At 56.0% G+C, this 20,563-nt stretch carries 21 protein-coding genes; 4 read left to right on the top strand and 17 right to left on the bottom strand.

Annotated features, from left to right (window positions below; all coding sequences use genetic code 11):
* Nucleotides 1–419: 419 nt before the first annotated feature.
* From LJF34_RS24020 to LJF34_RS29335, 5 genes are all read right to left on the bottom strand, one after another.
* Complete coding sequence (locus tag LJF34_RS24020; protein ID WP_231188419.1) at nt 420–1,094, bottom strand: hypothetical protein; 675 nt, start codon at nt 1,092–1,094, stop codon at nt 420–422.
* Nucleotides 1,095–1,299: 205 nt separating this feature from the next.
* The gene (locus LJF34_RS24015) at nt 1,300–1,791 is read right to left on the bottom strand and encodes a hypothetical protein (RefSeq protein ID WP_231188418.1); all 492 of its coding nucleotides are present in this window, start codon (nt 1,789–1,791) and stop codon (nt 1,300–1,302) included.
* Nucleotides 1,792–1,920: 129 nt separating this feature from the next.
* On the bottom strand, nt 1,921–2,244 hold the full coding sequence (locus LJF34_RS24010) for an SWIM zinc finger family protein (RefSeq protein WP_231188567.1): 324 nt from the start codon (nt 2,242–2,244) through the stop codon (nt 1,921–1,923).
* A gap of 199 nt (nt 2,245–2,443) precedes the next feature.
* The gene (locus tag LJF34_RS24005) at nt 2,444–3,589 is read right to left on the bottom strand and encodes a Fic family protein (protein WP_231188417.1); all 1,146 of its coding nucleotides are present in this window, start codon (nt 3,587–3,589) and stop codon (nt 2,444–2,446) included.
* Nucleotides 3,590–4,045: 456 nt separating this feature from the next.
* A complete protein-coding gene (locus tag LJF34_RS29335; protein ID WP_342765905.1) occupies nt 4,046–4,231 on the bottom strand; it encodes a TFIIB-type zinc ribbon-containing protein in 186 nt (61 codons plus the stop codon).
* Nucleotides 4,232–4,379: 148 nt separating this feature from the next.
* Between LJF34_RS29335 and LJF34_RS24000 the strand changes: the two genes are divergently transcribed.
* On the top strand, nt 4,380–5,381 hold the full coding sequence (locus LJF34_RS24000) for a Cdc6/Cdc18 family protein (RefSeq protein ID WP_231188416.1): 1,002 nt from the start codon (nt 4,380–4,382) through the stop codon (nt 5,379–5,381).
* Nucleotides 5,382–5,474: 93 nt separating this feature from the next.
* Nucleotides 5,475–6,263: a DNA polymerase domain-containing protein gene (locus tag LJF34_RS23995; protein WP_231188415.1), complete on the top strand. Its 789-nt coding sequence runs from the start codon at nt 5,475–5,477 to the stop codon at nt 6,261–6,263.
* Here LJF34_RS23995 and LJF34_RS23990 read toward each other — a convergent pair.
* Both LJF34_RS23990 and LJF34_RS23985 read right to left on the bottom strand, forming a co-directional pair.
* Nucleotides 6,240–7,139, bottom strand: coding sequence for a lamin tail domain-containing protein (locus LJF34_RS23990; RefSeq protein WP_231188414.1), 900 nt, complete (start codon nt 7,137–7,139; stop codon nt 6,240–6,242). The two genes, LJF34_RS23995 and LJF34_RS23990, sit on opposite strands and share 24 nt — an antisense overlap.
* Nucleotides 7,140–7,257: 118 nt before the next feature.
* Complete coding sequence (locus LJF34_RS23985) at nt 7,258–8,988, bottom strand: alkaline phosphatase D family protein (protein WP_231188413.1); 1,731 nt, start codon at nt 8,986–8,988, stop codon at nt 7,258–7,260.
* Nucleotides 8,989–9,180: 192 nt separating this feature from the next.
* Between LJF34_RS23985 and LJF34_RS23980 the strand changes: the two genes are divergently transcribed.
* On the top strand, nt 9,181–10,242 hold the full coding sequence (locus LJF34_RS23980) for an LEA type 2 family protein (RefSeq protein WP_231188412.1): 1,062 nt from the start codon (nt 9,181–9,183) through the stop codon (nt 10,240–10,242).
* A 39-nt stretch (nt 10,243–10,281) separates the two neighbouring features.
* Here LJF34_RS23980 and LJF34_RS23975 read toward each other — a convergent pair whose 3' ends face one another.
* Together LJF34_RS23975 and LJF34_RS23970 are read right to left on the bottom strand one after the other, a co-directional pair.
* Entirely contained in the window at nt 10,282–11,277 is a 996-nt protein-coding gene (locus tag LJF34_RS23975; RefSeq protein WP_231188411.1) for a phosphate uptake regulator PhoU, read from the bottom strand.
* A 167-nt stretch (nt 11,278–11,444) separates the two neighbouring features.
* The gene (locus LJF34_RS23970; protein WP_231188410.1) at nt 11,445–12,311 is read right to left on the bottom strand and encodes a helix-turn-helix domain-containing protein; all 867 of its coding nucleotides are present in this window, start codon (nt 12,309–12,311) and stop codon (nt 11,445–11,447) included.
* A gap of 191 nt (nt 12,312–12,502) precedes the next feature.
* On the opposite strand from LJF34_RS23970, the gene LJF34_RS23965 reads away from it, so the two are divergent.
* Complete coding sequence (locus LJF34_RS23965) at nt 12,503–13,540, top strand: phosphate uptake regulator PhoU (protein ID WP_231188409.1); 1,038 nt, start codon at nt 12,503–12,505, stop codon at nt 13,538–13,540.
* A gap of 65 nt (nt 13,541–13,605) precedes the next feature.
* Here LJF34_RS23965 and LJF34_RS23960 read toward each other — a convergent pair whose 3' ends face one another.
* Genes LJF34_RS23960 through phnG form a run of 8 tightly spaced genes read right to left on the bottom strand, consistent with a single transcriptional unit; the run spans nt 13,606 to nt 20,399 of the window.
* Nucleotides 13,606–14,412 (bottom strand): sugar phosphate isomerase/epimerase family protein, encoded by an 807-nt coding sequence (locus LJF34_RS23960; RefSeq protein WP_231188408.1) that lies wholly within the window; start codon nt 14,410–14,412, stop codon nt 13,606–13,608.
* Nucleotides 14,409–15,593, bottom strand: a complete 1,185-nt coding sequence (locus tag LJF34_RS23955) for an alpha-D-ribose 1-methylphosphonate 5-triphosphate diphosphatase (protein ID WP_231188407.1) — start codon at nt 15,591–15,593, stop codon at nt 14,409–14,411. Before LJF34_RS23955 ends, LJF34_RS23960 begins: the two co-directional genes overlap by 4 nt.
* Nucleotides 15,590–16,357 carry an ATP-binding cassette domain-containing protein gene (locus tag LJF34_RS23950; protein ID WP_231188406.1) on the bottom strand — a complete coding sequence of 256 codons (768 nt, stop codon included), beginning with the start codon at nt 16,355–16,357 and terminating at the stop codon, nt 15,590–15,592. Before LJF34_RS23950 ends, LJF34_RS23955 begins: the two co-directional genes overlap by 4 nt.
* Nucleotides 16,354–17,181 (bottom strand): ATP-binding cassette domain-containing protein, encoded by an 828-nt coding sequence (locus LJF34_RS23945; RefSeq protein ID WP_231188405.1) that lies wholly within the window; start codon nt 17,179–17,181, stop codon nt 16,354–16,356. The genes LJF34_RS23950 and LJF34_RS23945 overlap by 4 nt, the downstream gene beginning before the upstream one ends.
* The gene (locus tag LJF34_RS23940) at nt 17,178–18,269 is read right to left on the bottom strand and encodes an alpha-D-ribose 1-methylphosphonate 5-phosphate C-P-lyase PhnJ (protein ID WP_231188404.1); all 1,092 of its coding nucleotides are present in this window, start codon (nt 18,267–18,269) and stop codon (nt 17,178–17,180) included. Before LJF34_RS23940 ends, LJF34_RS23945 begins: the two co-directional genes overlap by 4 nt.
* Nucleotides 18,262–19,380: a carbon-phosphorus lyase complex subunit PhnI gene (locus LJF34_RS23935; protein ID WP_231188403.1), complete on the bottom strand. Its 1,119-nt coding sequence runs from the start codon at nt 19,378–19,380 to the stop codon at nt 18,262–18,264. Before LJF34_RS23935 ends, LJF34_RS23940 begins: the two co-directional genes overlap by 8 nt.
* The gene (phnH, locus tag LJF34_RS23930) at nt 19,381–19,956 is read right to left on the bottom strand and encodes a phosphonate C-P lyase system protein PhnH (RefSeq protein ID WP_231188402.1); all 576 of its coding nucleotides are present in this window, start codon (nt 19,954–19,956) and stop codon (nt 19,381–19,383) included.
* The gene (phnG, locus tag LJF34_RS23925) at nt 19,953–20,399 is read right to left on the bottom strand and encodes a phosphonate C-P lyase system protein PhnG (RefSeq protein WP_231188401.1); all 447 of its coding nucleotides are present in this window, start codon (nt 20,397–20,399) and stop codon (nt 19,953–19,955) included. Before phnG ends, phnH begins: the two co-directional genes overlap by 4 nt.
* Nucleotides 20,400–20,563 lie beyond the last annotated feature (164 nt).

Here is a 20,563-nt window from a genome sequence, read left to right as displayed (position 1 = left end):
CCGTATTGACCGGGAAACGACTGCGGAAGACCCAGTTGTTGATCCACCACCACTCGAGATCTTCCAAGCATTCGAAACACTTGACGCTGGACGCGTCACATTTTCCATCAGCCAATTGGAGGCTATGCAGGCGGTCCTCGCCGAGTATCATCATTCAACGAATTGGTGGCAAAGCGAACGGTCTCAACTTGAACACCTATTGCATAATATTGCGACCAAGCTTGACGACCACCGTTCACAGTCACAGTAACACCTCCCGGCTTGCAATGTAGTGAGGTGGTGTTTCGTCGTATGGACTCGATTTGCTCGTGGTAGCTCGATGTATTCTCGCATGACCGCCACTAATTGCTAGGAGTTTGGTCGCAGCCACGATCGCAGGATCAATTGGCTACGACAGATTCTCCACTCTGGATCAACGGTTAGTACGTTCCCGCCCAATGGCGAAGTTCAATGCGATCGAGGAGTTGGCGAATTGTTGCGATCGCTGCCAATCCAGGATACTTAGTGTCGAGGTTGGCATAGACATACGTCGTGAACAATTCTGGATTCAATCGTTTACGCTGATGCAAATACGATTGCTGTTCGTGTGTCAGCTCATCCAACTGCTGTTGTATCGACGTCAATCGATCGCTGCACTCATTGAATGTGAACTCACGCTGTTCGATTGCAGCTAGCTCCTCACCGATATCGGTAAGCGAACTGTGGAGGTTCTTGAGTTGCTGTTGTTCTTCGGTTATCGCCGAGTATGATCGCTGACGAGTTTCGATAGCCTCCTCACTCGAACTTTTGAGTTGGTTCCACAACGGTTGTGACCACATCGCTGACCCGCCCGCCAAGCCGGCTGCTACTTCGGGCCTGAATTCATTTTTAATGCTCTCCAGGGTGGTCCTCTCACCATATTCTTCTTTCCAATGGTCGACTGCAAGGACTGTTTCACGATAGGCGTCCTGAACCGCACTCGAGAATGTGTGTGAGGAGTGTGATGGAGATTGAACTGCGCCATACATTGAACCATCATCTGTTTGATATGGATGGGGTGGAATCTCTTCGAGCAGGTCAAGAAAGTCTTCGAAGGCATCTATTTCTGCTTGCACCTGGGATTCTTCGTTGCTAACGAGTTGTTGTGCACCCGGAAGCGACGTCCGGGTGAGCAACTGATTTCTACACGACTGCATTGCCACTCATTAACACACTATCGGGGTGGCTATTATACTTTATTGTCCTAAACAAACAGTGCAATATTCTGTACAAAGATTTTGATCCAGTCTATTCGTTGTGGAGCGTCTGTCGCGATTGGTTTTAGTAGCGAACATCTGCCGGAACGACCCATACCTGCTCGTCGGCATTGAGCACATGCTCAAGGTGTTCTCGATTGCGAATCGCGTCGCCGAATTCAGTGTAGAGGTAGAGCGAGGGACCACGATACGCCCCGAGATTGTAACAGGCATGTCGAGCAAGATCTTTGTCGTGCATGATTTCCTCATCACTGAACTCGGTGACCGCAGTTCTCACTCGCTCAAGATTGCGTTCGAACTCCTGTCTAGGTGCCTCCCAGCCTCGCTCTAGGAGTTTTTCGCCGTCTTTTGAGTCGACTAGTGCGACAACCGGAAGTTCGCCCCACCGAGCTTTCCCTGCGACAGATGACCGCTCGTCATCGAACATCACATAGTAATCAAAGATGGCAGCGTTGTCGGGACCAGCGCCAACCAATCGGTCGAACGCTGATCTTCCGCATGCAAGCGCAGTGTCTTCAGTCGATGCTTCTACGAGTGCGTAAATTACTTGGTGCATATCAGTCACCTCGCCGACGCATTGGTTTGACACAACTCTATCACACAACACTTCATCTATGCGCCGGCACCCATCGCCGGCGCCAATAAAATACTCCTGCAAGAAGCGCAGATTCACACGTGATTCGCACTACTTTTCCGGGAGATCTCGACGCCCGGACCGTACACAGGGCCAACACGGAAAGCCACCAAGCCCCTCACAGTCACAGTCAGCTAGCTGGTCACTGTCGCTACCGTTTTCATAGGCTTCAGGGTTGTTCTCAATTTGTGTCCCTCCGTCTGCTATGAGAGAGTGGTCTGTCGCTGCCTGCAGGAGTGGCGTTCGAATTGCGACGCCAATCCGATGTTTGCAGGCCCCATCGTAGCGATCATCCGCAGGACATTCGCACTCAATAGGTATCCCATCGCGAACAGTCACGAGATATTCATGATCAGCTGGATTTGCATGACTCATATTTCGAACGAGGACACCCCTCGTTGTGAGTGAAAATTCGAGGGCTTCGTACTGGGCGCGCTTTGCAACTCGCTTTGTGAACGTCAGGTGGGATAGGACGTGTTTACTGGACATACTCGCTCCACGAGGCACGCAGTGTGCCCCGCACCCCTCGGGGGCACAAAAAACAGCTGTACGTCGTCTCGTGTCCGCTCACTCCTCACTCGAGGATGTCGAACACATCGACTGCTTTGTACTCTTTTCCGCGTTCCTTTCCAGTCACTTCTTCTATGAGGCCATCTGCTTCGAGATCGTCAACGATCTTGTAGGCGGTTCGACGTGAAACATCGAGATACTCCACCAGGTCTGGAGCAGTGAAATATGGATACTGGAGCAACTGACGAGCGAATGCGTCCGTGGTTGTACTCCCCGAGTATTCGTTCTCGTACCGCTCTTGGAGTTCTCGGAGTTGTTGGGTCCGGTTGTATGACGTCTCAGCTTGACTCCGAAGCCCTTCGATGAAGAACATGAGCCACTCATCCCATGCACCTTCCTCGCTTACTGCACGCATCTGCTCGACATACTCGACCTTGTTGCGATTGAAATACGCACTCGGGTAGATGTACGGACTTTCGAGATAGCCCTCACTCGCCAAGTAGAGGATAATGAGAAGGCGCCCGAGCCGACCATTTCCATCCGAAAACGGGTGAACTGTCTCGAAAAAGTAGTGAATAATGCCAGCGTCGATAAGCGGATGATACTGCCCACCCATTTGGATGTACGACTCAAGCGACTGCATGAGTCCAGTGAGACCTTCTGGAGTCGGGGGGACGAACGGACGTTGTCCAGACTGTGGACTTGCTAGATGGACCATGTGGTCGCGGAAGTCGCCGACGACGTCACCGTCGTTTCGAACGTCTTCGAGGAGCATCGAGTGAAGTTCTTTAATAAGTGAGAGCGTTATCGAGTCCCCGCTCTCTATTCTCTTGAGCCCGTTGTTGAGCGCATTTTCGTAGTTCAGTGCCTCTCTCAGGTCTTTCTCGATCGTTGGGTCTGTCTCACCTGTAGGGTGTTGTGTGTGATACGCTTCGAGTTCTTGATACTCGACGTCTGCTCCTTCGATACGGGCGGATTCGACGGCTTCGATACGAATGAGAGATGTGTAGAGAACGGCGGAAAAGTCGACTGTTGAGCTAATTCCGTCGACACGGCCGATCTGATACGCGGCATCGGCCACGAGGTCACGTGTTTGATCAGAAATCTTGAGCTTCGGCTCTACTGGGAGCGCTTCTGGAGAATAGTACGGATTCGGATGATACGGGACGTACGTTCCCGGTGCATTATCAGGAAGCTCTCTCGTGGGCATTTCTGTAGTAACACTCTATGGCTCGATTGGTATAGCTGTTTTTATACTCAGTATACGAATGGCTCGCTAAGAAACTCTCATGTGAAAATCGAGCCCGGATTGTATATTTTCAAACCTCAATTCGGCCTCTCTGTGCAACCCATATATGAGCATGTATACTTCACGGATGCAGATATTGAGTTTCAATCTATGTAGCGAGTGCTGTCGAGAACATCATTACATCGCTTGTATCCCTTGGCGGTACAAAAAACACGTTCCCGACGTGTGCAGAACGGGATCACTCGTAGCAAGGGTCGATAGTAGCTCAGGTCGATCAATCGAATCGGTAAATTGCGATCCCGGTGTGATCGCATTCCGGACACTCGCTCGTTTCGACTTCAACCGTCGTTCCACACTGTCGGCACTCGGCGATGACAGTGCTGTGTGATCGGCCAGTGAACTGCATCAGGAAGTCTTTCATGCGAGCTCTGGCCTGTGAGTGGTTCGTTGGTCGCCGATGACGAGGCCACAGTCCTCGCAGACTGTTTCAATCATGTTGGTGGTGATCAGCCCGTCGCATCTGGGACATTGGTTGGTTAGTTCGCTCGGTACGTCTTCATCGAAGCCGGTTGCGTAGCTGTCGCTGCGTATTATCGAAATCATTCCTCATCGAGACGCTCGTTCTGGAACGCCCCGCACCCCTCAGGGGGCGAAAAAACTCCCTGTAGTACTCTCATCCATACGTATTGGAAGAATCGGAAACTACCCACTCTCGTTTATCAGAGTGGGCATAGAATCATGCTGTCAAACGATGATTCAAGATGCTCGGGTCCTCCAACCACAGTTCATCCCAAATGAGATCGAGCATCGCAACCAAGAGGTCAACGCGCTCTCGAACACACTCAAGCCGATTATGGACGGCCAACCCGGTGAAACGTCGCTTTTGCTCGGGCCGTCTGGTGCGGGAAAGACGTGTCTCGCCAACTATACGGTCGAACGCTTGCGTGAGAATATTCTCGATATCAACATGCAATACGTCAATTGCTGGCAGGAGTATACGCGATTCCAGGTGCTCTATCGGATTCTGGAGGGCATCGGCAACACGGTCGACATTCATCGTCGATCAACGCCGAAAGACGAACTGCTCGACAGACTCCAAGGATATGACGGCCCGCAGTTCGTTGCCATTCTTGACGAGGTCGATCAACTCGAAGACAAGAGCATCCTGTATGATCTGTATCGGATGCCGAACATCACGATGATTCTCATTTCGAATCGAGAAGAAGACGTATTCAGCCAGCTCGATGATCGCTTGACCAGTCGGTTGCAGACCTGCGTTCGCATCCCTTTTGAAAAATATCACCTTGAGGAACTCGTCGCGATCCTTTCTGCTCGTGTCCAGTGTGGTCTTTCGGAAGGGACAATTGGAAACGAGCAACTATCGCTGATCGCTGATGCCGCTGCCGGAGATGCACGAGTTGCAATTGGCATTCTCAGAAACGCCGCCCGGCGTGCAGGTCAGTCAGGAATAGACCACATCACGACCGACATCGTGCACGAGGCAGTACCTGACGGTCGCCACGAAGTTCGCCAGAAAACTATTGACCAACTCAACCCCCATCAGCGTGTCCTCTATGAGATTTTGGACGAACAGGGGAAACTTGACCCAGGCGAATTGTACGAGGCGTACCAAGAGCGTGTCGACGAGCCGAAAACGAATCGGACGGTTCGGAATCATTTGAAGAAAATGGAGCACTATCGGCTCGTGATTGCCGAGGGAAAGAACCGCGCTCGTACCTACCGCCCTCGTTGACTGGTTTCTCTTGAGTCCCAGGTGATTAACGCGTTCGCGAGGGAGATTCTTTTGGAGACGAAGGCAGTACTCGAGGAGAACGGGTGGGGAATTGTGCATGGTATCGTCGATAGCGTGTGGGTGACACCGATCGACGGAGAAGAGCAGATGTCGTTGTCTGCGCTTGTCTCTGAGATTTCTGAAGAGGTGGAGATTCGGCTGGAGCATGAGGCCCACTACGACTGGATATCGTTTGTGCCGTTGCGTGATTCGGATGCCGGTGCCTTGACGAAGTACTTTGGGAAGGTTGCTGGTGAGGATGAGTACAAGTATCGGGGGATTGAGTGCCGTCAGCGAAGTACACCGTCGTATATCGACGAAGCACAGAAAGCGTTGATTCGAGCGGTGGATGCGTATCGTGACCCGGAAATAGTTTGTGAGGAACTGCGGTCGTGGGTGGATCGACTTGAGCGGGGAGCGGTCGATCCGAATGAACTGGTGATTACGAATCGGGTTTCGAAGAAGAAGGAGGACTACACGCAATCGACGCGAAGTGTGGTGGCGTTGGAGCGGGCGGCTGATCTGGGGTTGACGCGATTGCCTGGCCAGAGTGTCTCGTATGTGGTGGTGGATGACGGGAAGTGCTCGCGGGAGCGGGTGAAGTTGGCGAGTGAGGAGGTAGACGAGTATGATGTTGGGTTCTATCGGGAGTTGTTGGTTCGTGCTGCGGCGAGTGTGGTATCGCCGCTTGGGTGGCGTGAATCGGATATCGAGCAGGAGATAAGCCAATATACGGAGTCGAGCTTAGCGTCGTTTAGCGGCTATTTGGAGGAAAATAATGGAGTGAGCTGTTTATTTTGTATGAAACAGAACGGTGTGCTAGTACGCTTTTGTGGCGACTGATGACCCACTGCTATCGGAGATCAAAACAGTGTCACCGCCGTTGTTCCATACGGCCGTCGAACGGTCCCAGAAGACATCGCCACTCGTGTCTGACCCACTCCCCGAATGAAGCGTTACCGTCTGGCTTGGACTGAGCGTCAGACTGGAAAACGTGTACGTCTTCCCCGATTCGTCCGTAACGGTCCACCCAGAGAGATCGATTGATGTGGAACCAGTATTTTTGAAAACGACGTATTCGTCGTTCAGATTATTGTTGTCGTTACCCGCTGCATCCTCGTGAATCTGGGAAATACTCACAGACGCACCACTGCTGTCAACATTGCGACAGGTCCACGCATTGTGTTCGGTGTTCTGGGCTGACGATTCGGCACTGTAGTAGGAGCTACTCTTGGAGAATGTCGAGTCGTATACCCGGGCTTGGCCACTCTCGATGAGTTTGTAGTTGTAATCTTCACCACCGTAATACACGTAGGCGAGAAGACGACCATAGTAGCCTCGGTGGTCCGATTCAGAATCGAATTTGAGCGTTATCTGTTTGCCTTCGAGGTTGTTTTTCATGAACGCCTTCGCGTCCTCTCCCTCCGAGTGGAGACAATCTTTTCCAGCCTGTGTATTTGGAACGCCTTCCCACTCATCGGGCGTATTTTCACCGTACGTTTCTGGGGTATCGACGCCCAACAATCGAACGGTATCGGTGGTTCCGTTTTCATATTGGACGTCAAGAGTATCGCCATCAACGACGTTCGTCACCGTCACTTGTTGGCTACCGCTTATCTCAGCGGTGGCCGGTGTGACGATGATTGCGGCTGTTACGCCACAGACAAGTAATGTCGATAGCAATACTATAGCGACCCTATCTTTAGTACTTTCTACCACAATTAGGAATCAACACCCATTTTTAAATAAATTTGTATTGGTTCATTAGTGGAATAAATAGGCAAATATATCCGCACTGAATTCGGTCGGGATGGAAGTTTAGCGGTGGATGTACTGCTCACTCCGACACTAACTCAAGCGAGAGTTCGCCGTCTGGAACCCGGTACTGTACTAACATATCTCTCTCAGCTTCAGCCGAATCTTCTTCTTTGTCGACTTCATAGACAGTGTAAGTACAATCCTCTTCGGAAAATTCGACGACCGAATAACCGTGTTTGTGCCAATTCACATATTCGAGGTGGTCGTTTTCCTCTTTCGCTATCGCGGCCAGCGCCTCTTTGTCCCAGTCGCTGGGGAAGTCCACGACATCGGCTGCGTTCACGCTCGTAACCGATGGTGTCATGAACTCGATACCGACAGTATCCATATTCCACGAAACGTCCCCGTAGCCTGCATGCTGATACCCGGCCATCGAGCAGTGGAGGTCCCCGGTGAGCGTGATGAAATTCTGGAGACCTGTATCATCGACAGCGTTCATTAGTTCTGCGCGCTCGGCTTGGAAGCCGTCCCACGAGTCGTGAAGAAATTCGACCTGATACCACGTCTCTCCGGCAGTCAACGGCATCGTGAGTACTTCATTCGCCCACGTTGTCCACCGTGCCGATGATTCGGAGAGGACCTCGGTGAACCACGATTTCTGTTCGGAACCCAGTATTGTCCGATCCGGATCGTCTTCGTTGGTGCAGGTGACTGTTTGGTTTTCGCAGGGGGGACCATCACGAAAGAGGCGCTCGTCGGTAAGAACGAGGTCCACGAGGTCGCCGAACTCGAACCGCCGCCACAGTTTGAGCTGTTCGTGAAAGTCGTCCTTCGATGGGTCGTACTCGACACGCATCGGCATATGCTCGATCCACGCTTGGATCCCGTTCGCAGTGATCCGAACGGCAGTCGAAGGGTCCGAGCCGTTTTCCTTGTTGGGAACGACCGGAGCGTCGGTCGCGTAATCCCAGTATCGGTTGTTTCCAATTTCGTGATCGTCCCATCCGGCGATGAGGGTGTGTCGTTCGAGAGCTGATTGGAGGAGCGAATCGGATTTGTACGTCTTATAGAGGAAACGAAAGTCGTCCAAGGATTCGGCGAGGCTGGCACCGCTCGGAAGGCCGAAATCGCGTCCCTCCTTGATACCTTCCGTGGGGGAAACGTACGCACCATCGGAGGATTCGTAGATAAAATCGCCGAGGTGTATGATGTAGTCGACGGGTTCGTTTGCGATGTGCTCGAATGCACCGTAGTAGCCGTTTTGGTAATCTTGGCAGGTGACGACCGCAAACGAGAGTTCTTCGACATGTTGGTCCGTGGTCGGCAACGTCCGTAGGCGGCCGGTTCGACTGGCCACCCCATCGTAAATGAATCGGTAGTAATAGAAACGGTCTGCGTCGAGTTCGCCGTCCAAATCGACCTTGACTGTGTAATCCCGGTCCGTGGAAACCGCTGTGGAATCGACCGTTCCTTCGAAAACCGGATCGTCGAAGGTCGAATGACGGGCAACCTGAATGCCGACGGATTGCTGTTCCCGATATGCCGTTTTGGCGATTCGAGTCCAAATGATAGCTCCAGAATCGGTCGGCCCGCCACTCATGACCGACTGTGGGAACGTCGTGTCCGAGTCCATAGTCGGGTCGTACGAAAAGACCTCTTCGGCTTGATTCCGGTTCGCAGTCGTCGGCTGTGCAATCGTTCGCTTCGCAAGAAGGCTGGAAAGTCCTCCAGCGGCGGTCGTTCCGGCGACGCTACGGAAAAATCCCCGACGGTTGATTTCTTCACTACCAGTGGCATTATTGAATCCCATACTCTGGTTCAATTAGGACACAAATATATATTTAATGGAAATATTATATATAGAGATTTAGAGCCATATTTTCCGATATATTGTTGAAATATAAACGATCACGTATGCAGGCTCGAACCCTTCGGTACGGAAAGACATCAAGCACGCCGAAACTCGAGGGAGAGACGTCTCTCGAAAGATCACCGATTCCGAATGGTACGAAAGAGAGACACCCTATCCAACCTGCTACTGGCCGTGCTGGTTCTTACGGCAAGTGGTTACCTTGTAACCGGAGGACAGTCGGTTCCGACACCGAACGTCGAGATTCAGGATTACGGTGACTGGGGAACCGTCACCGACGACCGCGTCGAAGTCGTTACGACCTTCTGGACGAACAACCCCTACCCAATCGGCCTCACGATGGGCGAATTTCTTCACATCCACTATTCCCTTACTCTCAACGGCGTTTCCATCGCCGAAGGCTCTCGAAGTCGTATCGACTTCCCTGAAGGAAACACGTCACAAACGCAAACGACGTATATACAGACTGACCGACTTGTTTCGTGGTGGGTACGCTTTCTCAGCGATAACGAAACCCTCGATGCGACGGTAAACGGTCAGGTTCGCATCACTACGCCGATTGTGAACTGGACGTACAGAACGACGAAATCGGACACGCAATTCGAAGATCGAACGCCGATCCTCGATTCGATTTCACGTGTCGTCGAACGAACGGAGGGACGGTACGTCACTAGTCGCCGGATTCCGATTTCCCATCGACAAGTCGTCGTCGGTGCAGAGGTCAAAGATGCGTGGGCGACATGGGGACGAATTGATGCGAAACGAACGACGCTACTGATACACTATCGGATTCATAATCCGAGCGATACGGTTCCGCTCGCCGTCGACTCAACGGGACTCAGAATGTCTCTCGCGATGAACGACATCGAGCTGTTCCACACCGGGAACGGAACCCTGTCGCCGAACACAGTGAATACGACATCGCTCATCCGTCCCGGCGAAACCCGTACCGTCACCTTCGTAGTCACCATGAACAACGATCGGGTCGGCGATTGGTTTCGGTCGCACGTACAACGCGGGGAACAGTCCGACATCGATGTGCGAGCGTACCTCGTGTTGGACCCACACGGAACCGGAGAGACGGTTCGCATTCCGAACGACAACGCGACGTATCACTGTCGCATACAAACCGCGATTCTCGAGGACAATCAACCTATGGCAACGACGTGTGGTGACTCCGGGAAATTGCCGTGATTCATCGATCGGGTAGACGTGTCGGGTGGTCGCGGGACTTCAGGGGCGAGGAGCGGCCTTTTGCAGTGCTGCTTCGGCGAGGTTCCCACCGTAGTCCGCACACCGCGAAAGCGAATCGACACCGAGCCGAAGTTGCTGGGCATGGCGTGAATCGAGATTTCGAAGGAGACCATTGATAGCGCGGATGTGTTCATCCATCGTCGAAACCGAGTCACGGGCACGGTTTGCCAGCCGAGTGGCGTCCTCCCTATCGTCCGTAAGGAGAGCCTCTATCGCAGTGTTGATTATCACCTGTGTCTCCTCGTGAAGCTTCGTCACCGACTCTGCAACGTCTTCGGGTATCGTCTCGAGGTCGATAGCGACCGTCCCGATTTTCGCGGCGTGATCGGCGATACGTTCGAGTTGACGTGCTCCCGTATAGAAATCAAAGCATCGCTCACGAGGGAGACCGAGTTCTTCGACCGCGGTGGGCGTTCGAAGCGACTTTCGGAACATCCGTGAGATGACGAACCACAACCGATCGACATCGTTGTCACGGTCGACGACGTCCCGTGCAAGGGTGCAGTCGAGCTCTTTGAGAGCGGTGATGGCATCGTTCAGCATGCCGAGAGCGATCACCTGCATTCGAGCAATCGTGTTGGAAATAGAAAACTGCGAAGCATCGAAGAGGACTTGGACGGTTACCGTCCGATTCTTCTCTTCGACCACTTCGAGACCGGCGAGATTTTTCGTCGCCGACCGGATAGCGCGACGGACATCGGTCGTAACGCGGTCCATTTCGAGTGTGATACGCTCGAATCCACTCACGTACATCGCGATCACGCTACGGACGAGTTCTTCGTCGGAAGAATCTGTCACATCGAGGTGCCCCTCGGTTGAATTGTCGATGTGAGTCGGGGCGAGAATGAGGGTATGTTCGTCGGGATGAATTCCGAGAACGCTTCCTTCGGTCACATCGTTCCTCTTCGCCCACCCCTTCGGGAGGGAAACCGTGTAGGTCGAACCACCCGTAATCTGAATTTTACGCGTCTCCATGTCGCGTAGTCCACGAGAGCCACAATAAATTTTATCAACAATATATATTATTGACAAAAGTTCACATATGGGCATACAATAGATGAAAGGTATATATTTACATTCCTTTCGCTGCTTTTCACTATCGGTAATCGAGAGGGTAACCGTCCGCCCACGTCTGACGGACGTTACTCCGGGATGTGCTCCGGTTCGAGGCCGACGTGAATGCGTGCGGCCATCTCGGCCGTGTGGACCCAGTAGTAAATCGCACGCTCGAGGGCACGCGTCATGGTCGCCAGTTGCCCAAACATCTCGGGGTCGTAGGCCGTCACCAGTTCGAAAAGTTCGTCGAGTTTCCTGTGAACTTCGTCCTCTTCCGTGTACAGTTCGTCCATACGAGCGACGTTCGCATCGAAGAGAACGTCTACGATAATTTCGTTGATGGTCAGCCCACCGTCGAAGATTTCGAGTACGTGGTCGTGAACAATTCCGACGGAATCCGTCTCCATCGTCGCAGCGATATCGGCGATGTAACACGCGCGGTCGCCGATTATCTCCAGATTTCTCGCGATGATCCCGAGATCCGAGGCCACTCGATTTCCCGGCCAATCGGTCGTCATCGTCATCGATTTTAGTTCTTGGAGGACGACGAGACACCGTTCGTTCGCCAACGGTTCGAGATCGTCAGCTGATTGAGCCGGTTCGTCGCCGGCAAACTGCGTCCGTGCGGCACGATACTGATCCGTCGTCACCGATTCCAGCCGTTCGAGTTGTTCGATGAGTCTCGCATGCCTCGCACCTTCGTCGTGGGATAATTTCGAAAGCGATGGGGCGTTGTCGTACACGGCTCCGTCGTCGATGACGTATCCCTTTCGGACGATACCGTCATGTTTCAGCTCCTGTAGTAACTCCGAGAGATAATGCTTCGAAAGACCGAGTTCGTCGGCGAGTTCGGCTTTCGTCTCGGGTGCCGTTCGATCGATCGTCTCGATGACGCGAGCGAGCGTGACTTCTCGGCCACCTTCCGGGGCGATGCTCGGTTGGCTCCAGCGCATATTCGTCAGATCTCGTCGGGGTTTTAGTTATCAGTTAGCCACGTACAGTCCGGACTAGTACGGAGATTCGATTACGGCACGTATTCTACGACAATCAATTTCGAACTCGGTACTGCTACGGAGGGCTACCATCATCATGCAAGTACTCATACCAACGGCTAAGGGTCGAACCCCCAGTCGTATATTCGAGTATGGAGACGCGAAAGGTTCAGTTGTCGGGCGGCACCACCTTCACCGTTTCACTCCCAAAACAGTGGGCGACGGAACAGAACATCTCGAGCGGGTCTGTACTCTATCTCCATCCGGAAGCCGACGGTACGCTACTCATCGAAGCGGGATCACGAAAGGATACTGACCAACAGGTGGTTCGTATAGACGTTTCAGGCTACACAACAGAAATGTTTGGCCAGGTTGTCAAATCGATGTACCTCGTCGGCGTCAGTGAACTCGTCATCGTGGACCGCAACGGATATGACGACGATAACCTCGAAACCGCAATGGACCTCTGTTCCAACTTGAGCGGCCTCGAAATCATGGAGATGGCGGAAACGAAACTCACCTTTCGAAACATCATCGACCCGTCGAGCATCTCTATCCGAAAGAGCGTTCTGCGGATGAAGCTGATCGTGCTCTCGATGCATCGTGACGCCGTTCGTGCCGTCGTCGACGACGATGCTCGGCTTGCGAGGCGAGTAGTCGCCCGCGATAATGAGGCCGACAAACTGTTCTGCCTCGTCACTCGGCAGTTCCAACGTGCTATCGAAAACCTCCAAACGGTCGAGGCGCTCGAAACGACTCGGTCGGAACTCTTCGAATACTATCATACCGCACGTCAATTCGAGCGAATCGGTGACCACGCAACGAAGATGGTCGGACTCGTCATGGAACGGGACGGCGTCCTCGCTGACGTTAACGTCGACGAGTTCGCCCGCCTCGCCGACACCGCCCGGCGAATCATCGAACGGGCCGCCGATGTCGTCCTATCAGACGTTGATATCGACACGGCGTTTTCCCTACTCACCGAAGTAACGGAACTCGACGATGCAATTGACGCGCTCGATAAAAGCCTCTACACGCGAGAGGACGCAACCGTCGCGTTCACGTTCGGTTTGCTGCTCGATAGCGTTCGACGGACCGCCGCTTACGGACGAAATATCGCGGAGATGGGAATCCAGCAGACCATGCGAAACGAGAGAACGGATGGCACCTCGATAACGGGACTGGAATAACGTGATCATCCTGTTCAGTCGAAGTGCGGTGGTTCGTCATCGACTTCAAATACGGTGGTGAGCCCCTATTTTGCGGTGTCGTTCGTTTCGGCCTCTCCGACGCAGGTAGCGATATCGTCGACCCGCTTCATCTCGAAGACGAAGTATGACGCATCGACGGACGAACCGATATCCCCGTATGCTTGGAGCGGTTCGTGATCGTCGTTGGTTCCGTCGTTGTCGTGTAGATGGACGATTTCGATGCGGTTGCCGAACCGCTCGACGAACGTCCGCCACTCATACCCGTTCACCGTCGCGTGTCCGACGTCGAGCGTGAGCTTGAGCCAATCAGAATCCGCGCCCACGTCAGTGATCATCCCTTCCAAATCGCTCGGCGTCGTCGTGTGACGCTCTGTCGAGTCCGAACGGGGTTGATTTTCGAGACAGAGTGGAATCCCAACGTGGGCGGCGTGTTCGGCGCATTCGGATAGTGACTGGATGGCGTTTCGTTTCGCTTTCTCCCGCACAGGGTCGGGATATCGCCGCGGAACGGAGCCGCCGTGAACGACCACCGCACCCGCGTCGGCGGCGGCAGCGTCATCGAGGGTTCGTTTCACCTGTTCGACCGACGCTCTGCGGGAGGCGTCGTTGAAGCTACCGAGGTTCCAATCACGGAACGGCGCGTGTAGGGTGAACGTCAGATCGTACTCGCGTCGCAACTCGGAGAGTTCGCGAGGCGAGGGTGCGTTCGGATGGGAGTGGAGATACTCGCGCTTGAGCTCGATGTGATCGAGTCCCACGTCGTGGAGATATGCGGCGAACTCGCGGACCGATTCGTCGAAACGAAGGTCCATCGCTGCCCCGAGTCGTGTTTGCAAGCCGTCGTCGCTCATCTTCCCGCCTCCGCTTTGAACACGGGGTCGCCCGCGACGAACGCACGCTCGACGACCGGTGTCGGCTCAGGGTCGACCAGAATCAAATCGGCACGGGCGCCGACTTCGATTCGACCGCGGTCGCCGAGACTGACGGCTTCGGCCGGATTCAGGGTAACGCGGGCGACGCGGGTCGAAAGCGACTCGCCCGTTTCGACGAACGGGGCGGCGAGCAGCGACGGCGGGTGGTAATCGGCGAGCAACGCGTCTGCCGCCCCCGCCTTGATGGCCTCGTCCGTCGCGAGGTTCCCCCATTGACTGCCTCCGCGGACCAGATTCGGCGCGCCCATGGCGGTCACCATCCCGAGCGTCCGTGCTCGTTTCGCGGCGTCGAGCGTGATCGGATATTCGCTGATATCGACACCGCGCTCGTGTAGTCGCTCAACTTCGACCGGAGTTTCGTCGTCGTGTGAAGCGACGGCAACGTCGGCTTCATCGGCCGCCGAGACGATTCGATCGACGCGGGAGGCGAGCACCTCCTCGGAGAGGTTCGTTCGCTCTTCGATGAGGGCGTCCGCCTCCTCGACCGAGAGGTTCGCATCGTTCTCGTAGTAGGTGCGGAATCGCTCGACGTCCCGAAATTGCCCTTTGCCTGGGATGTGGCTCATCACCGAGACGAGCGATGTGGCATCGGCGGCGAGCACATCCTCGACCGCTTCGATCCCGGATTCGTCGGTTATCTCACAGCGAGCGTGGATACGGTGGTCGACGAGCAGGGAATCGTTCGATCGAACAGAATCGACGAGATTCATCGCGAGTTCCGGCGAACGGTTCTTCTCCGGTGCGTCTTCGAACGCGATGGCATGGAATTTCGTCGTGATTCCCGAGGCGATGTTCGCCCTGTCGGCCGCAGCCAGCGCCATCGACGGCTCGACGGCCGCGTTACTTCGCGGATGCAGATGGCTTTCAATGTCGTCGCCGTGGAGATCAACAATGCCCGGCATGAGGACCCGGCCGTCGGCGTCGATGTGGTCGGTCGCGGTGGCGTCAGGGTCGTCTGCCTCGATGGCGCCGATTTTCCCGTCGTGAATCAGAACGCAACCACGAACCGTCCGGGTCGGCGTCACCACGCGGGCGTCTTCGATGGCGACCTCGTAGGTCGTCCCGTCGTCCTGCCGCAGTGGTTCCGCGCTTTCGCTCATGCGTCTACCTCCGACAGCGTCACGTCCGAATCGGACTTCGTTTCGGACAGGTAGGTGTCGGTGTCGACCACCTGTTGCAGAGTCGCGTCGTCGAGGACGACCACGCGGTCCGCTAACTGTGCGACGACATCGCGATTATGAAAGACACCGATGACAGTGGTTTCGTCGGTGAGATACCACCGGAGCAAGTCTATGGCGGCCGCCTTGGTTTCCGGGTCGAGCGCGCTCGTCGGTTCGTCGAGGAGGAGCAACCGCGGTCTGGGCGCGATGGCGCGGGCGAGGTTGACCCGCTGTCGTTCACCCCCGCTGAACGTCGCCGGATAGGCGTCGTGAAGCGTTTCAGGGAGGTTCAACGCCATGAGAAGGTCCTTGGCGAGGTCGCGGGCTGGGGTTCGGTCGATGCCGTCCTCGACCAGCGGCCGTGCGACGACGTCGAGGGCGGAGACACGCGGTATCTCGTCGAGGAACTGTGACGCGTAACCGATTTCGTCGTTTCTGAGTTCGAGCGTACGACGCTCGGAACACGAGACGAGGTCCACGACACCGTCCGTGCTCGAAAACCGTATCTCCCCACCCGAGGGGAGGTACGTCCGATGAAGGCATTTCAACAGTGACGACTTACCGCTGCCGGACTCGCCGACGATGGCGAGGAACTCTCCGTCCGTGACGTTGAAGGAGACGCCATCGAGGCCGACGACGCGCTTCCCGTCTATTACGTGCATCCGAAACTCCTTTTGTAGGTTGTCGATTTCGAGTATCGTCATATGACTGAATTGATGAGTGTCTGAGTGTACTCCCGCTGCGGATCTTCCATGATACGGTCAGTGAGTCCCGACTCGATAACGCGGCCGTGACGCATGACGACGGTTCTGTCCGCGAGCAAGCGGACGACACCGAGGTCGTGTGAGACGACGATGGTCGCGACGTTCTGCTCCCGCTGAATACGCCTGAACATGTCGAGGACGCGGGCCTGCACGCTCACATCCAATCCGGTAGTCGGTTCGTCGAGGATGACCAGTTCCGGGTCGTTGGCGATGGCTTTCGCGATCTGAACGCGCCGTTGCATTCCACCGCTGTACGTTTCCGTGGGGTCGTCCATTCGGTCGACCGGAACTTCCGTCTCCTCGAAGAGTTCGCGAACTCGTGCTCGGACGTCGCCGAAATTCCGCCATCCTGCGGCGAGCAACGACTCAGCAACGTTTCCGCCGCCGGTGAATTCGAGGTTCAATCCGTCGCGGACGTGTTGGTGAACCATGCCGATGTGAGCGTTCCGCAACTCGACACGCTCTTCGTAGTTCGCTTCGAAGAGATTGCCGTCATAGGATTCGAAGTCGACAGTTCCATTGGTCGCGGTGAGGTCCAGTGCGAGCATCTCCGCGAGGCTGGATTTACCGCTGCCGGACTCACCGACGATGCCGAGAACTTCGCCGCGCTCGACGTCCAAATCGACGTCGGCACAGCCGACCACGGTGCCACACTCCGGACATCGGTTTTGGCCGTGTGCTGCCCCGGTCCGATTGATACAGGAACCGCAGGGGTCGAAATCACCGTAGAATCGAGTGACGTCGTTCGCTTCGAGGAGACTCACGCGCCGTCACCTCCTGACTCGGCAACAGAAGCGGATTCGTCTTCGCTGTTCGCCGCGACACCGTCATCACCGTCGCAGAGGATCGGGTCCGGGGTTTCCGGCCCCCACCCCACGTCATCGACATCGAGATGATGGTCCTTCGGTAGGGTCGGATCTGCCGCCCGCTTCTCGCAGAACGAGGCGTCGTTGCACGCGTATCGCGTGGTTCCATCGTTGTCGGTAACTTCGGTCAAGTACGTATCCGACGATTCGCAGCGGTGGCACACCCGTCCGTCGAACCGTTCGACCTGAAACGAGCGGTCGTCGAACGCGAGCGGTTCGACGTCGGTGTCGGGCGGAACGGCGTAGATTCGAGCTTCGCGTCCTGCGGCGAAGAGGAAGAGTGAATCCGCGTCGTTGAGCTTCGTCGTATCCCACCGCGGAATGGGCGACGGGTCCATCAGGTAGCGGCCGTCAACCATCACCGGATACCGCGCTGAGATCTGGATTTCGTCCCATTCGACGACGTTCTCGTACAGCGCGACCCACATCTTCGAGTAATTTTTATGGGCGTGGCGACGGCGATTCGCGTCGTCGCTGCCGTCGACGCGGCGGAGCGGGTCGGTCGTCGGTACCTGCAGGACCAGAATCTGCTCGTCGGTGAGTACCTCCTCAGGAATCCGATGACGCGTCTGGATGACCGAGGCCGCCGTCATGTCCGTCGTGGTCTTGACGTCGGCGGTCGTTTCCGCCAGTCGTCTGATGTTGGCCGCATTCACACTCTCGTCACTCCCTTGGTCGATGACTTTGAACGTGTCGTCCGGACCGAGCAGTGACAGGGATACTTGAATTCCCCCGGTCCCCCACCCACGTGCGAGCGGCATCTCGCGCGAGCCGAAGGGAACTTGGTGCCCGGGAAGAGAAATCGCCTTCAGTACGTTTCGGCGGACCTCGCGTTTCGTGTGTTCGTCGAGATACGCGTAGTTGTACCCCGTAAGCCCGGCGTCGGTTCCCGCCACGACCTCCGAAACGGAGTTTGGTTCGGCAGCGACGGCCGAATCCGCCGCCGCGGTCGATTCCACGTCGCTCGTCCTATCGTGTTCAGTCATCATCGTTCACCGTCAGCGGGGTCTCCCATTCGGGTACGGAGCGTTCATCGTCCGACTCTCCCGTATCGAATCCTTGCCGTTCCCGAATCGCCCGAATACGGTCCAGAATACTCTGGAACGTGACGTAGTGTGGGAGTTTGAGATGTTCGATGAATCCGAAAGAGTCGATTCCGTCCACCGTATCGAGGACGAATTCCGCGTCCTCCGCGGGTTCGTTCCCGTCGAGCTGGATGGAGGCGTCGAGGATCGTCATTCCGATGGCTTTCCGCTCGTTTCGGCCGAAAACGAGTCCGTACCCGAAAGAGAACTTCGGGTCGTCCCGCTTTGCGTACACCGGAACGACGCTCTCCGATTCGGTCACGTCGACGCTCGTTACTTCCGCAGGATCTCCCGTGTAGGGGTGTTCGATTTCGACTGGAAGCGCGCCGACGCGAACCTCGCCGAGCGTCGGATGTACCTGCCCATATCCCCGGAGCGCACTATAGGCGAGCGCCGTCACCGCACCTGTTTCACCTCGCGCGAGTTCCTGAAGGATCGCATCGCGGGAAGCTGGAAACATCACCGGTTCGCGGGTCGTGTCCGTCGGCGTATCGTCCACGATGGGGCTCGGGTCTTTGACGAGGTTCTCCTCGCGGAGTACTTCCATCACGTTTCGCAACGAAGTCGGTTCGCTATTCCCGAGGTCCCACTCCTCGGTCGGATCCGTCCCGTCGAAATCGAAGTCGATGAGCCGCTGGGTGTAATCTTTCGTCGCCCCGAGTATCTGCCCGCCGGGGACGTCCTTGTACGCCGGCGAGACCCGCCGAGTGGCGAACATGGAATCCGGGTCCGACGACGTCGATTCGTCGGACCGCTCAAGTGTCGAACGATACGCACGCAGGAGAAACGCGGCCTCGGCGGCGTCCCCCTGTGCCTGCTTTATCACCCGTGCCGCGAGCTTCGGCGCGTACAGTCCGCCTTCGCTCATCACCTGCCCGACGAGGCGACCGAACTGCGATTCGATCTGCTCGACGGATAGTTGTTCGTCCTCCCCTTCGACGCGCCGCTTTTCGAAGAGTTCCTCCGAACGGCGGATGACCTTCTCACCTGCCTTGACCGCGACGTAGCCCATCTACGTCCCCTCCTCGTCGACGACCGTCAGGGTGACCGACCGTGGAAGCCCGACGACGCGATCATCCGCTGTTAGGTACACGTCCACACCTCGAGGGTACGACGACTGTGCCGTCGCTATCGCCTCGACCTCTTCGGCGGGTATCCCCTCGGCATAGAACGTTCGAGTGTCCGGAACTCCGGGGCCACTGACGGCAACGGGCAGAGCGTCGGCGTCCGGCGCGGCATCCGTGGCGAGCGTCTCTACGTCGTAGACGAGCGTCGCACCGTCACTTGGTTCTTTTAGACTGCCCCGTTTGGCGGCAGTTACGTCGCCGTCGGTATCGCCATCGACGACGATGACGTCGGCTTCTTCGAACGGTGCGCTGTCGAGTCGGCTCTCGCGTTCGAGCGTCGTGTGGAGTTCGTCGCTCCCGCCGTAGAGTGTCACCTCGTGATCGACGAGCGTCGCGACAATCGAATATGTTGCCGGGGCAATCGCCGTCGTTTCGACAGTCCCTGGTCGGCTCGTCGCGTCGACGAGCGACCGGAAGGTCGCTCGCGTGTCGTGAACCGGATCGATATCGAGCGCCCTCATTCGTCCTCGTCCTCCAGCGTCTCGAACTCCACCGTCGTGGCTCGACTCTCGTTCCACTGTCTCCGTCGCGTTGCCTCGCGGTCGGTTTCGGCGTCGATGAGAACTGTACAGATGCGGTTTGCTTCCGGATGGTCACCGGCGACTGCGGCGTCGACTATCGCTCCCGAGACGGCCTTCGATTCGGCTTTTCCCGCGACCATCGCGAATCCCCGTTCATCCGCGAACGCGACTTCTGCGGCGGTAACGAGTACTTCGCCGAGATTGAACGGTCGTCGCTCGACCGGTTCGCGGACGCGGTGCATCACCAGTTGTGGCTTCGGTTCTTGCAGAATACGGAGCGGCCTTTCGCCGTCGAGGAGATCGTCGGCGAGTCCGACGAGCGTGTCACCGTCGCACGCGGCGATCAGCTCGAACCGGTCCGTTCTGTCGGTTGGGTCAGTCATGTGTTCGGTCGGTGACTCCGACAGAGTCCGCATAAGGGTTCGCTGGGTACTCTCGCGTATCCGAAATGGGAGGTGGCCGAACGCCGTCGCCTCGAATGACGGTCCGGACAGGTACGGACTCACGAGAATAGGCCCACGTAATTCCACCCATTGGAACGTTGACT

This window comes from Haladaptatus sp. DYF46 (genome assembly GCF_021083305.1).
GTDB lineage: Archaea > Halobacteriota > Halobacteria > Halobacteriales > Haladaptataceae > Haladaptatus.
The sequence above is the reverse complement of the archived record's forward strand: the minus strand, read 5'-3'. Positions and strand labels throughout refer to the sequence as shown.